This window comes from uncultured Williamsia sp. (genome assembly GCF_947494875.1).
Taxonomy (GTDB): domain Bacteria; phylum Actinomycetota; class Actinomycetes; order Mycobacteriales; family Mycobacteriaceae; genus Williamsia_A.
The window spans coordinates 111834-124202 of sequence record NZ_CANLWM010000006.1; the positions used below are offsets into that span (position 1 = coordinate 111834).

The following is a 12369-nucleotide window of genomic DNA, read 5'->3' on the forward strand; positions in this document are numbered from 1 at the left end:
ATTCCAGTCGCAGGTCAGCCCGCGGTGGCGAACAGAGTCGGGTCGACGTTCCCGCCCGAGATGACGATGCCCACACGACTGCCCGCGAACCGGTCGCGGTGACCGATCGCCGCGGCGAGACCGAGGGCACCCGTCGGCTCGACGACGAGTTTCGCGCGGGTGGCCAACAGCCCCATCGCGTGGCGCAGCGCGTCGTCGTCGGCGGTGAGGATGTCTGTGACGTGCTCCCGGATGATCGGGAACGTGCGGTCGCCGAGGCGGGTGGTCTGTGCGCCGTCGGCGATGGTCCGCGGCGTCGGGATCTCGACGATGTGCCCTGCTCGCAGTGACTGCAGCGCGTCGTCGCCGGCGGCCGGTTCGACGCCGTAGACCTCGGTGGTCGGAGACAGCGCGCCGGCCGACAGCAGTGACCCGCTGAGCAACCCGCCGCCGCCCAGCGGGACCAGCAGGACATCGAGGTCGTCGACGTCGGAGAGCAGTTCGGCGACGGCGGTGCCCTGCCCCGCGATGACGTCTGGATGGTCGAACGGCGGGATGATCGACGCTCCCGTCCGCTCGGCGATCTCACCCGCCACCGCGACACGGTCCTGGGTGTAGCGGTCGTAGCGGATGACCGTCGCGCCGTAGCCCTGCGTCGCCGCCACCTTCGGCGCGGGCGCATCGTGCGGCATGACGATGGTCGCGGGGACGTCGTGCAGCTGCGCGGCCAGGCTGAGGCCCTGGGCGTGGTTGCCCGACGAGTAGGCGAGCACACCGGCGCGACGGCGGTCGGCGGGCAGTCGGGACACGGCGGTGTAGGCCCCGCGGAACTTGAACGCGCCTGCGCGCTGCAGGTTCTCGCACTTGAGGAACAACGTGGCCCCGACCATCTCGTCGAGCAGCCGAGAGGTCACCGCGGGGGTGCGGTGGGCGACGCCGGCGATGGTCGCGGCCGCCGCGGCGACGGAGTCGTAGGTCGGCGCGGTCATGTCCGCAGCATAGGAGCGGCCCCGCCCGGCTGTGACCGCGGCACGAGTTCACGTTCGCCGCACGTAGGATCGCGACCGTGAGCTGGACGACGAGCGACATCCCTGATCAGACCGGCCGGACGTTCGTGATCACCGGCGCCAACAGCGGACTCGGCGCCGAGGCGGCGAAGGCGATCGGCGCCGCGGGCGGGTCGGTGATCCTGGCGTGCCGTTCCACCGAGAAGGCGCAGCCCGTCGCGCAGGAGATCGGTGCGAACGCCACGGTCTCGCGACTCGACCTCGCCGACCTCGCGTCGGTGCGGGAGTTCGCCGACAGCGTCGAGAAGGTCGACGTGCTCGTCAACAACGCCGGCGTGATGGCCGTGCCGAAGGGCCGCACCGCCGACGGCTTCGAGATGCAGTTCGGTACCAACCATCTCGGTCACTTCGCCCTGACCGGACTGCTGCTGCCCAAGATCACCGACCGCGTCGTCACGGTGTCGTCGTTCGCGCACGCTCTCGGGAAGATCGGTCTCGACGACCTCAACTACGACCGCCGTCGATACGAGCGGTGGACCGCCTACGGACAGTCGAAGCTCGCGAACCTGCACTTCGCGTTCGAGCTGGCTCGCCGCCTGGGCCGGTCGGGGTCGACCATCGGCTCGATGGCCGCGCACCCCGGCTACGCGAGCACGAATCTGCAGTCCCACACGGAGTCGCTCTACGACCGCCTCATGACGGTGAGCAACTTCCTCGTCGGCCAGTCCGCGGCCAACGGTGCGCTGCCGGAGCTGTACGCCGCGACCTCGCCCGATGCGGCGTCGGGTGCGTTCTACGGGCCGAAGGACCTCGGTGGCATGCGCGGCGAACCGGTGCTGACCAAGCCGCTGTCGAAGGCACGGGACGAGTCCGTCGCGCAGGCGCTGTGGATCGCCTCGGAGAAGCTCACCGGCGTCACCTACGACCTCTGACGCCCCGTCTCAGAACACTCCGACAGGCCGGAACTGCACACTGATGCGGGGGCCCACACCCGAGACCTTCGGGACGGCGTGCTCCCAGGTGCGCTGGCAGCTGCCGCCCATGACCAGCAGGTCGCCGTGCGAGACGACGAATCGCAGCGACGCGCCACCACCACGGGGGCGCAGCATCAGCGGCCGCGGTGACCCCAGCGAGATGATCGCGACCATCGTGTCCTCGGTGCTGCCGCGGCCGATGGTGTCGCCGTGCCACGTGACGCTGTCAGAACCGTCTCGGTAGCAACACATCCCGGCCGTCGCGAACCCCTCCGGTAGTTGCTCGCGATAGTGCGCGGAGAGCGCGGCGCGCGCCTCGACGAGAACGGGGTGGGGGAGGGGCTCGTCCTCGTGATACGTGCACAGCAGGCGCGGGACGTCGACGACGCGGTCGTACATCTGGCGGCGCTCGGCGCGCCAGGGCACCGTGGCGCGCAGATGGTCGAACAGGGCGTCGGCGCCGTCGAGGAATCCGGGGCGGACGTCGACCCAGGCGCCGTCGGTGAGGACCCGCCGACGCACGGACGAGCCGAGGGAGGCGACGGTCGGTTCGGCGTCGTCGGCGGCGAACAACGACCCCTGGGTGCCCGCGGAGGTCATGACCGCCAGATTACCCATGATCGAACGTGTGTGCGAGCGGTTTCTCGCGACCGGTCGAGAAGGTCAGCCGGCGAGTCGGCGGAGGCGTTCGATCCCCTCGTGCAGCACCTCGTCGCGCTTGGCGAACGCGAAGCGGATGAGGTGCTGCCAGGGTTCACGACGGTCGACGAAGGCGCTGACCGGCACACCGGCCACGCCGTACGTGCCGGGCAGGTCGCGGCACAGGGCCTCGCCGTCGGTGATGCCCAGCGGACGCGGGTCGGCGCAGACGAAGAACGTGCCCTCCGTGCGGTGGACGCGGAACCCGATGTCGACCAATGCTTCCGAGATCAGGTCACGCTTGCGCTGCAGGTCCTTGCGATTGGCGTGCACCCACTCCATCTCGGCGTCGAGTGCGCCGGCGACCGCCGGCTGGAACGGGCCGCTGCCGACGAACGTCATGAACTGCTTGGCCGTACGCACGGCCGCGACCAGACGTTCCGGGCCGCTCACCCACCCGACCTTCCAGCCGGTCACGTTGAACGTCTTGGCCGCGCTGGAGATGCGGAGCGTGCGGTCGCGCATCCCGGGGAGGGACGCGATGGAGCGATGCTCGCGGTCGTCGAAGACGAGGTACTCGTAGACCTCGTCACTGATGACGATGATGTCGTGCTCGACGCATTCGGCGGCGATCGCCGCGAGATCGTCGTCGGAGAGGACCGAACCGGTCGGGTTGTGCGGGCTGTTGACGACGATCGCCGCGGTCTTGTCGCTGACCGTCGCGGCGAGAGCCTCGCGGTCGAGGACGAACCCGTCGCCGTCGGCGACGAGCGGTACGGACCGCCGGAACCCGCCGGCCATCGCGACCGCGGCGGCGTAGGCGTCGTAGAAGGGCTCGACGAGCACCACCTCGCTGCCCGGCTCGACCAGCCCGACGACGGACGCGGCGATCGCCTCGGTGGCGCCGACGGTGACCAGGACCTCGGTGTCGGGGTCGTAGTCGAGTCCGTAGGTGCGGGACTGCTGATCGGCGACGGCGCGGCGCAGCGCGGGCACACCCGGGCCCGGCGGGTACTGGTTCGCGCCCGAGGTGATCGCCGCACAGGCGGCGTCGAGCAGGGACCGCGGGCCGTCGGTGTCCGGGAAGCCCTGCCCCAGGTTGATCGCCTCGTGCGCCACCGCGAGCTGCGACATCTCCGCGAACACGGTGGTGGCGAAGGGGGCGAGACGGGCGACGGTGCTCATCCGACCAGGCTGTCACAGCGCCGACGGACCGCTCGGTCGTAGGGTCGCTCGGGTGACCGACGTGCGAAGACGGCGGACGCGACCGCTGCTCGTCGCGGTCGTGGTGATCGTGGTGCTGCTGGTCGCCGTCGCGGTGGTCGCGGTCATCGGTGGTCGGGGTGCGGTCCGCACCTCGGCCGACGTCACCGTCGGCGGGTGTGTGGTGGTGAACGATCGTGGCAACGACGCGGTGGCCGTCGACGCCGTCGGCTGCACCGGTGACGGCATGACCTTCTACGTGGCGGCGAGGCCCACCGGCCGGGCCGGGTGCCCCGCGACGGTCTCCGGCTCCCCGCAACTCGCCCCCGATCTCCGGGTGGAGATCGGGGGCGACGCGATCTGTCTCGTGCCCGACCTCCGACAGGGCCGGTGCTATCTGCTGCCCACCGGGGGTGACGGATCGGCGGCCCGTCGCGCCGCCCGGCACGAGCGCAAAGGGTGTTCGACGGTGGCGGGTGCCGCGGACTCGCCGATCTACGCGGTGACGCGTCGCGCCGACGGCACCGCGCGCATCGCCTGCCCGGGCGGACAGGCGGCGTGGGGGACCGAACACCCCCGCGCGATCGCGTACTGCCTGGCGCCGACGCGCGGCTAGGGTGAACCGATGAGCGGTCCGCAGGACGGCCCCGACGACCAGGGCCGCACCCCCGACAACGGCGCGCCCGAGGGATGGGAGCCCGCGCCCGGGTCATCCGGTCCGTCCGACGGGCAGCCGCCGTCGTATCCGCAGTACGGGTCGCCCGAGTCCGCGACGCCACCGCAGTACGGCTCGCCACCGCAGTACGGGAGCACTCCCCAGTACGGGTCTGAGCCCCAGTACGGTTCGCCGCCGCAGTACGGTTCGCCGCCGCAGTACGGGGCGGCGCCCCAGTACGGTTCGCCGCCGCAGTACGGGGCGCCGCAGTACGGCGGTCCACCGTCGTACCCGCAGCAGCCGTATCCGGGCGCGTACCCCGGACCGGGTGGACCGCCGCCCGGCGCGTATCCCGGTGCGCCGACGGCGTTCCCGGGTGGTCCGCCCCCGCCGTGGGGCGATCAGCCGCAGCGGCGACGTCCCTGGGTGAAGTGGGTCGTGGTCGCGTCGGTCATCGCGGTGGTCCTGCTCGCCGCGGTCGTCGTCGCCGGGCTGTTCGTGCAGTCGCGGGACATCTCCGACATCGACGACACCGCTGTCGGCCAGTGCATCACCGTCTCCGGCACCAGTGACGCCGCGACGCCGCACCGTGCGAACTGCTCGTCGACCGACTTCAGCTTCTACGTCGGGCAGAAGGTCGGGGAGAGCGCGCAGTGCACCGACGACTACGCCCTGCACCTCACCCAGCGCGGCAAGGGGCGGCTCTGTCTGACGCCGAACCTGCGCGAGGGCAAGTGCTATTCGCTGCCCGGTGAGACCGGCTCGGTCACCGACTTCGCCGAGGTCGACTGCTCCGCAACGGGTCTCGCGGTGTCGAAGACCGTGATCAAGGTGCAGCAGCGCGTCGAGTCGTCGGCGTCGAACGTGTGCTCCACCGGTGAGCAGCTGTCCTACCGGCTGCCCAGTCCGGTCAGCTACTGCGCCGACGTCCTGACGTCAGGCTGACCCGGATCCCTCACCGATGGCGGGTCCGAGCAGGTCGTCGGCGTCGGTGATCCGATACGCGTAGCCCTGCTCGGCGAGGAACCGCTGACGGTGCGCGGCGTAGTCGGCGTCGAGGGTGTCGCGCGAGACCACCGAGTAGAAGTGGGCCTGGCCCCCGTCCTTCTTCGGCCGCAGCAGGCGGCCGAGGCGCTGCGCCTCCTCCTGCCGCGACCCGAACGTGCCCGACACCTGCACGGCGACCGACGCCTCGGGCAGGTCGATGGAGAAGTTCGCGACCTTGCTGACGACGAGGGTCGAGATCTCGCCGTTGCGGAACCGGTCGAACAGGATCTCGCGATCCTTGTTCTTGGTGGACCCCTGGATCACCGGGGCGTCGAGCGCCTGCCCGAGTTCCTCGAGCTGGTCGATGTAGGCGCCGATGACCAGCGTCGGTGACCCCTGGTGGCGGGCCAGGATCGACTTCACGACGTTGACCTTGGTGTGGGCGGTGGAGCAGAGCTTGTACTTCTCCTCCGCCTCGGCGACCGCGTACTGCAGGCGCTCGTTGTCGGTGAGGGTGACCCGGACCTCGATGCAGTCGGCCGGGGCGATCCAGCCCTGGTTCTCGATGTCCTTCCACGGCGCGTCGTAGCGCTTCGGGCCGATGAGGCTGAACACGTCGCCTTCGCGGCCGTCCTCGCGGACCAGGGTGGCGGTGAGCCCGAGGCGACGACGTGACTGGAGGTCGGCGGTCATCCGGAACACCGGCGCGGGGAGCAGGTGGACCTCGTCGTAGATGATGAGGCCCCAGTCGCGGGAGTCGAAGAGTTCGAGATTCCTGTACTCGCCCTTCGACTTCCGCGTCATCACCTGGTAGGTCGCGATGGTGACGGGCCGGATCTCCTTGCGCTCGCCGGAGTACTCGCCGATCTCCTCCTCGGTGAGCGAGGTGCGCGCGATCAGCTCACGCTTCCACTGCCGGCCGGCAACGGTGTTGGTCACCATGATCAGCGTCGTCGCGCCGGCCCGGGCCATCGCGGCCGCACCGACCATGGTCTTGCCCGCGCCGCAGGGGAGCACGACGACGCCGGATCCGCCGTCCCAGAACGAGTCCGCGGCGAGCTGCTGGTAGTCGCGCAGCTCCCAGTCGTCCTGGACGAGCTCGATCGCGTGCGCCTCACCGTCGACGTATCCGGCGAGATCCTCGGCGGGCCAACCGATCTTGAGCAGCATCTGCTTGATGTGGCCGCGCTCGGAGGGGTGGACGATGATCGTGTCGTCGTCGATGCGCGCGCCGAGCATGGGGGCGATCTTCTTGTTGCGCATCACCTCCTCGAGGACGGCGCGGTCGAGCGAGACCAGGGTGAGCCCGTGCACGGGGCTCTTGACCAGCTGCAGACGGCCGAAACGGCCCATGGTGTCGACGATGTCCATCAGCAGCGGCTGCGGCACGGCGTAGCGGGAGTGCGACACCAGGGCGTCGACCACCTGCTCGGCGTCGTGCCCGGCGGCACGCGCGTTCCACAGGGCCAGCGGGGTCACGCGGTAGGTGTGGACATGTTCGGGTGCGCGCTCGAGTTCGGCGAACGGCGCGATCGCGGCACGGGCCTCCCCGGCCTGGGGGTGGTCGACCTCGAGCAGCAGGGTCTTGTCGGACTGGACGATCAACGGGCCATCGGTCACCCATCCATTGTCCACACCTGCTCGGACGCCACAGCTCCGGCGGCGATCGACGCAGGTCAGAGTCAGTTCTCGAGCAACTCCACCGAGGTGATGCGGTGCAGGGAGTACCGCTCGCCGCCGTCGTCGTCGGCCGCCCCGGTCACGAGTTGCCCCGCGCCGACCGAGGACGGCACCACGACGTGCTTGCTCGCGGACCCGTGCGCGTCGACGTAGCCGATCCGCACCCGTCGGCCTGTGCGGACCGCGAGCGCCAGCAGCGCGGTCGCCGACTCCCCGCCGCCCGCGCTGACCGCCGCCGCGCCGCGGGCCGGGGTGGCGGACTCGGCCGCGTCGTGGGAACGCATGCGCTCGACGACGGCGCCGAGGCGGTCGGGGCCGATCTGCCCGGGCCGCCGGGTGGGTGCGCGGCGCGGACCGCGGCCGCCGGGCAGGCGCACACCGTGGTCCCGCATGTCGACGAGCGCTCCGCGTGAGTCCTCTCCGGCCGGGGCGAACCCCGCGGCGCGCAACTCGTCGAGCACCTGACGGAGGGGTGCCTGCGACACGGCGACGGTCGGTGCGAGCGCGCGCAGCGCCAGCGACTCGGCCACCGGCGCGGCGAGCACCGCCGCGAGTGTCGTGGCGTCCTCACACCGGACGAACGACGTGGCGACCCCGACCCGGAGCTGTCCGTGGCGGCGGGCGACGTCGGCGACGAGGTACTCCAGCGACTGCGGCACCGGTGTGCGGGAGTGGGCGGCGACGAAACCGGTGATCTCGGTGCCGGTCCGTCCGGTGTCCAGCGCGCGCCGCACCGAGTCCTCGGTGACGCGGTACACCGATGCGGCACCGCCGGATTCGAGGTCGGCCAGTGCCGACAGCTCGGCCGCGAGCTCGGGTGTCAACGGACCGGGCACGGTGATGGTGAGGTCGGCCTGGGTGAGGAAGAAGTCGATCGGCTCGGGCAGGGCGGCCGCCATCGCCAGACGCAACGTCTTGTCGACGTCGGACTCGGGGGCCGTCGGGCGCGGGTCCCGGTCGACGGTGATGTCGAGCAGGGCCCGTCCGACCGACGAGAGCGCCCCCCGCGCGACGACGCCGACCATCCGCGCCTCGTCGAGCGTCGCCTCGACCGAGCGACGGTGCAGGCGGCGCTGCCAGCGGGGATGACGCCACGCCAGCAGCTCCATCAGGGAGTCGACGTCGACGGAGGTGCCGGGCTCCGCCCCGGCGAGCGCGGCGACGACCATCCGTCGTTCCAGCGGTGCGGCGACGTCGTGCAGGTCGCCGGCCAGCGCGGGTGTGGGGGAGCCCTCGGTGCTCGGCTCGCCGATCAGCCAGGCCCGGCGCGGCATCGTCCACCACGCCTCGAGGACGGTCTGCCAACGCTTCTCGGCCGGCTGGTGCGTCCAGGTGTCGACCGCGACGGTCGGTGCCCACACCGCCTCCCCGACACCGGTCGGCGGATCGGGGAACCCGTTGTCCAGCAGTCGCGCAGCCACGGCGACCTCGACGACGAAGGCCAGCAGCGTCGTGTCGAGACCGGTCGCCTTGGCGACGCGCCGCAGTTCGCGGACGCCCAGCCCGCCCGACCGCAACACCGCGGCCGGCGCCGCGCCGAGGACGTCGAGCGTGTCGGCGACGTGGCGGAGCAGTTCGAGCGCCTCGCCACCCGCTGCGGCGTCGACGTCCTTCACCCCGGACCGTCGCCGTCCGGCCGTCGGACCGTCGGCGGCCTCGAGGACGGGTTCGCGCAGGTCGTGGGGACCCCGGGTGCGCTCGCCCCGGACCACGGCGCCGACGACGGGCGCGAGTTCGACGGTCTGGTCGTCGACGCGGGCGAGCAGGTCGAGGGCGAGCAGTCGGGGGACGGGGCGCGAGGGGTCCGCGGTCGGCGCGGCGTCGCGGGTCCGGCCGAGTGGCGATCCCTGCGCGAGGGTGTCGAGGAGTTCGCGCTCACGCTCGTCGAGACCGTCGATGCGGGAGCGCAGTGCCTCGGTGTCGAGGTCGGCGAGAGGCCCCGTCAGGTGCAGGCTGCGTCCAGGCAGCGCTGCGGGGGCGTGGGCAGCGGTCCGCAGCGCGTCGTCGGGGCCCCAGACGAGCGCGCGGTCGCGCAGGAGGTCGATCCGCGCGGCGATGTCGGCGTCGTCGGCCCGACCCGCGAGGGCCGCGCGGACGTCGTCGGCCGAGGTGGTCCCGAGGCCGGGTGCCTCGTCGCCGCGGCGGCCGGCCGCAGCCGAGCAGAGCCGGATGATCTGCTCGAGCACGGCGACACCGAGCAGATCGAGGTCGTCGGCGACGAGGTTGATCGACGGGGCGGCCAGCGCGCGCTGGGCGAGGACGGCCGTTCCCGCAGGCGGCGGGCTGGCGAGATCGGGGCGGGCCGCGAGCAGCGCGACGAGCGCGTCGTCGGAGCGGGCGGCGAGATCCTCGGCGAGGGTGCCGGGCGCAGACGCCGTAGCGGTACGCCGCGCACGCTCGGACGAGGTCATCTCATCGATCATAGGGAGGGGGCCGCATGGCAGAATGAGCCCGTGGCCGAGAAGAGCAGCAAGAAGCGGTACGTCGACAACGGGTGGCCCCAGAGCGACGAGGGCGATCACGAGCACGCGGTGTCGGAGTTCGCCGCCTCGATCTCCGGTGCGCTGTCGCCGTTCGGGGAGACGGAGTTCCCGCTCCCGGTCGACCAGCTGCCGTACACGCACGCCAAGACCACGGTCAATCGCTGACCCCGTGACCGAATCGGCCCGTCGGCTGTCGCACGTCGACGCCGACGGCGCCGCCCGCATGGTCGACGTCGGCGGCAAGCCCGTCACCGACCGTGTCGCCGTCGCGGCCGGCTCGTTCCGGACGACCCCGGAGGTCGTCGCGGCCATCGCCGACGGATCCGTCGCCAAGGGTGACGTCCTCGCGACCGCCCGTATCGCCGCGATCATGGGCGCCAAGCACACGCCCGACCTCATCCCGCTGTGCCACCAGGTGGCGTTGTCGTCGGTCACCGTCGACCTGCGCGTCGGCGAGTCCTCCGTCGAGGTGGTCGCGACCGCGGCGACCGCCGATCGCACCGGGGTCGAGATGGAGGCGCTGACCGCCGTCGCGGTCGCCGGACTCACGTTGCACGACATGGTGAAGGCCCTCGACCCACGGGCCTCCATGACCGACATCCGGCTGATCGAGAAGACCGGTGGCAAGCACGGTCGGTGGACGCGTGACTGATCGCCTCGCCCACGTCGTGGTCGCGTCCACCCGCGCCGCGTCGGGCACCTACCCCGACCGCACCGGCCCGATCATCGACGCCTGGCTGACCGAACGCGGTTTCGTCGTGCACGTCGACGTCGTCGCCGACGGGGACGCCGTCGGAACCTCGCTGCGTGCGGCGCTCGACGCCGGTGCCACGCTCGTCCTGACCACCGGCGGCACCGGACTCACCCCCACCGACGTCACCCCGGAGCAGACCCGCCCGCTCCTCGACCGCGAGATCCCCGGCCTGGCCGACGCGGTGCGCGCCGCCGGGTCCGATCAGGTGCCGACGGCGATCCTGTCGCGCGGGGTAGCGGGGATCGCCGGGACCACGCTGGTCGTCAACCTGCCGGGATCCACCGGTGGCGTGCGCGACGGGTTGTCGGTGCTGGAGCCCGTCCTCGACCACGCGCTCGACCAGATCCGCGGCGGCGACCACCGATGAGCGGCGCCCGCGTCGTGCGGACCGTCGTGACCGACGCCGTCCTCGACCCCGACGAGCACCAGCGGGCCGTCGCCGACGACGCCGCCGGCGCGATCGTGTGCTTCACCGGGGCCGTGCGCGACCACGACAGCGCGCGCTCGGTGCGCGCGCTGCACTACACGGCCCATCCGACGGCGGATCAGGTGCTCGCCGACGTGGTCGCGGGCATCGCGGCACAGTCCGACGGGGTCCGCGCCGTCGCCGTCTCGCACCGGGTCGGGGACCTGGCGATCGGTGACGTGGCGTTCGTCGTGGCGGTCGCCGCCGACCATCGTCGCGCGGCCTTCGAGACCTGCTCGCGTCTCGTCGACGACGTGAAGGCCGCGCTGCCGGTCTGGAAGCACCAGCACTTCGCCGACGGCACCGACGAATGGGTCGGCTCCGCCTGACTTGGCACCCCACCGCGTCGAGTGGGCGGTCGGAGACGTCGAGTGTGCGGTAGGAGCAGTCGAGTGGGCGTCTGCTGCCCACTGGACGCGTCCGAGCGCCCACTCGACGCCTCCGACTGCCCACTCGACGGGTGAGGGCGGCGGGAACCGGGAACCGGGAACCGGGAAGCACGGGGGCTGTGGAATGGAAAAGGACCCCGCACGGACCAGAGGTCTCGTGCGGGGCCCTTCGTCTGTGTGGCCCTGCTCAGATCACGGGGTGATCACTGGAAGGGGATCAGTCCCTTGTTCTGGTTGAACAGGGCGATCTGGTCGGCGGAGAGGGTGATGCCGCTGCGCTTGGCCTGCTCCCACAGTCCGACGATCGCCGGGTCGATCTTGTTCTGCTTCTGGGCGTTCTCGACGATCTCGTCGACCTGCTTCTTCACGTCGTCGGTCGACTTGGCGACCTGATCCTTCACGTCCTGGACCGAGGGCAGCTTCGGCGCCTTCGGCAGGTCGGTCGGGGCGGAACGCGGGGTCGGCGCGCCGAGGCCGGTGCCGCACACGGGCCAGGCACCCTTGCCCTGGCCGGCGAGCACGCGCTCGGCGACGGTGATCTGCTGCTCCTTGGTGGCCTGATTGGCGGTCGGCGCGAACTCGGTGCCGCCGTGGCCGGCCCAGGTGCTCGGGCTGAACTGCAGGCCGCCCTGGTAACCGTTGCCGGTGTTGATGGCCCAGTTGCCGCCCGACTCGCACTGGGCGACCTGGTTCCACTGGTCGTCGGTGGCCGCGGAGGCGGCGCCGACACCGAAGAAGGCGCTCGCGCCGCCGCCGATGACGGCGGAGGTGAGAACGACCTTGGCGGCGGTACGGGTGGCGGAGGACTGCTTGCGATGACGTCCGGACATAGGTGCTGTTTTTCCTCTCCCCACGCGCCTGCGAGGTGAGCTGTCGGGTTCGGGCTGAGAGGTTGCCCGGCTCCGCGTCGCGGAGCTTCACCCCAAGGGATCCGGATCTCGCGATCCGGCCCGATCCTCGTCGACCCCGTTCACCGTCTGGTGTCCGTCGACGAGGTGGGTCCCCCGTCCTCGTTCCTGAAGTCTGGTCTGACGTGGCCCTGTCCGTGGAACGAGGTTCGGCGCGGTGAACAGGGCCTGGCTTGGTGGTGGCCACGGGTGTGACCGCCACGGACGCTACGTGGTCGACGGCGCCGAGTCATACCTTCGGGTGA

Annotated in this window: 13 protein-coding genes and 1 riboswitch; of the genes, 7 read left to right on the forward strand and 6 right to left on the reverse strand. The window is 71.7% G+C overall.

Translation table 11 applies throughout. The features are described from left to right. Window positions 1–14 precede the first annotated feature (14 nt). On the reverse strand, window positions 15–968 hold the full coding sequence (locus Q1A98_RS14830; protein WP_299574966.1) for a threo-3-hydroxy-L-aspartate ammonia-lyase: 954 nt from the start codon (window positions 966–968) through the stop codon (window positions 15–17). A gap of 77 nt (window positions 969–1045) precedes the next feature. On the opposite strand from Q1A98_RS14830, the gene Q1A98_RS14835 reads away from it, so the two are divergent. Continuing rightward, window positions 1046–1918, forward strand: coding sequence for an oxidoreductase (locus Q1A98_RS14835; RefSeq protein ID WP_299574968.1), 873 nt, complete (start codon window positions 1046–1048; stop codon window positions 1916–1918). Window positions 1919–1927: 9 nt separating this feature from the next. Here the strand turns inward: Q1A98_RS14835 and Q1A98_RS14840 are convergent, their stop codons facing one another. Beyond that, a complete protein-coding gene (locus Q1A98_RS14840; protein ID WP_299574969.1) occupies window positions 1928–2560 on the reverse strand; it encodes an alpha-ketoglutarate-dependent dioxygenase AlkB in 633 nt (210 codons plus the stop codon). A gap of 63 nt (window positions 2561–2623) precedes the next feature. Then, complete coding sequence (locus tag Q1A98_RS14845) at window positions 2624–3784, reverse strand: pyridoxal phosphate-dependent aminotransferase (protein ID WP_299574970.1); 1161 nt, start codon at window positions 3782–3784, stop codon at window positions 2624–2626. A 52-nt stretch (window positions 3785–3836) separates the two neighbouring features. Between Q1A98_RS14845 and Q1A98_RS14850 the strand changes: the two genes are divergently transcribed. Together Q1A98_RS14850 and Q1A98_RS14855 are read left to right on the forward strand one after the other, a co-directional pair. After that, the gene (locus tag Q1A98_RS14850; RefSeq protein WP_299574971.1) at window positions 3837–4418 is read left to right on the forward strand and encodes a hypothetical protein; all 582 of its coding nucleotides are present in this window, start codon (window positions 3837–3839) and stop codon (window positions 4416–4418) included. A gap of 9 nt (window positions 4419–4427) precedes the next feature. Continuing rightward, on the forward strand, window positions 4428–5402 hold the full coding sequence (locus Q1A98_RS14855) for a hypothetical protein (RefSeq protein WP_299574973.1): 975 nt from the start codon (window positions 4428–4430) through the stop codon (window positions 5400–5402). Here the strand turns inward: Q1A98_RS14855 and Q1A98_RS14860 are convergent. Beyond that, complete coding sequence (locus Q1A98_RS14860) at window positions 5394–7064, reverse strand: DNA repair helicase XPB (protein WP_299574975.1); 1671 nt, start codon at window positions 7062–7064, stop codon at window positions 5394–5396. The two genes, Q1A98_RS14855 and Q1A98_RS14860, sit on opposite strands and share 9 nt — an antisense overlap. A gap of 62 nt (window positions 7065–7126) precedes the next feature. Beyond that, entirely contained in the window at window positions 7127–9535 is a 2409-nt protein-coding gene (locus tag Q1A98_RS14865; protein WP_299574977.1) for a helicase-associated domain-containing protein, read from the reverse strand. A gap of 3 nt (window positions 9536–9538) precedes the next feature. Here Q1A98_RS14865 and Q1A98_RS14870 point away from each other — a divergent pair, with 3 nt between their 5' ends. From Q1A98_RS14870 to Q1A98_RS14885, 4 genes are read left to right on the forward strand one after another with little or no spacing between them, the layout of a single operon-like run. Beyond that, the gene (locus tag Q1A98_RS14870) at window positions 9539–9772 is read left to right on the forward strand and encodes a hypothetical protein (RefSeq protein ID WP_366943470.1); all 234 of its coding nucleotides are present in this window, start codon (window positions 9539–9541) and stop codon (window positions 9770–9772) included. A gap of 58 nt (window positions 9773–9830) precedes the next feature. Next, window positions 9831–10259, forward strand: coding sequence for a cyclic pyranopterin monophosphate synthase MoaC (gene moaC, locus Q1A98_RS14875; RefSeq protein WP_299575369.1), 429 nt, complete (start codon window positions 9831–9833; stop codon window positions 10257–10259). Further along, complete coding sequence (locus Q1A98_RS14880) at window positions 10252–10728, forward strand: molybdenum cofactor synthesis domain-containing protein (RefSeq protein WP_299574981.1); 477 nt, start codon at window positions 10252–10254, stop codon at window positions 10726–10728. Before moaC ends, Q1A98_RS14880 begins: the two co-directional genes overlap by 8 nt. Beyond that, the gene (locus Q1A98_RS14885; RefSeq protein ID WP_299574983.1) at window positions 10725–11156 is read left to right on the forward strand and encodes a molybdenum cofactor biosynthesis protein MoaE; all 432 of its coding nucleotides are present in this window, start codon (window positions 10725–10727) and stop codon (window positions 11154–11156) included. The genes Q1A98_RS14880 and Q1A98_RS14885 overlap by 4 nt, the downstream gene beginning before the upstream one ends. Window positions 11157–11419: 263 nt before the next feature. Here the strand turns inward: Q1A98_RS14885 and Q1A98_RS14890 are convergent, their stop codons facing one another. Further along, a complete protein-coding gene (locus Q1A98_RS14890) occupies window positions 11420–12046 on the reverse strand; it encodes a transglycosylase family protein (protein WP_299574985.1) in 627 nt (208 codons plus the stop codon). A gap of 9 nt (window positions 12047–12055) precedes the next feature. Then, a riboswitch (cyclic di-AMP (ydaO/yuaA leader) is annotated at window positions 12056–12289 on the reverse strand. Between the last annotated feature and the right edge of the window lie 80 nt (window positions 12290–12369).